1 protein-coding gene is annotated in these 259 nt (G+C 40.9%); it reads right to left on the bottom strand.

The features are described 5' to 3' along the window. Nucleotides 1-259: Rib/alpha-like domain-containing protein (locus tag CCE82_RS12795; RefSeq protein WP_159454558.1), on the bottom strand; the 259-nt coding region annotated here is incomplete at both ends.

Raw genomic sequence — 259 nt, 5'->3', positions numbered from 1 at the left:
CATCCGGATATTCTACAGTTACGCCTACATCTGTTGTACCTTCTGTTTCACCATTTGGCAATTGACTTGGATCATCAATCGTAATTGTTGGTTGATCTCCATCCGTTGGATAGTTCGGTACTGTTACTGCGCCTTTCACTTCATCTTCTGATACACCTGTACCATAATCTTTTGTGATTGGTGTTGTTGACGGTGTGTACTTATCATTATCCGCTTGTTTACCTATTGTTACTGGTACTGTAATGTGGTCTGTTGTTCC

It is taken from the genome of Staphylococcus cornubiensis (assembly GCF_900183575.1).
GTDB lineage: Bacteria > Bacillota > Bacilli > Staphylococcales > Staphylococcaceae > Staphylococcus > Staphylococcus cornubiensis.
The sequence above is the reverse complement of the archived record's forward strand: the minus strand, read 5'-3'. Positions and strand labels throughout refer to the sequence as shown.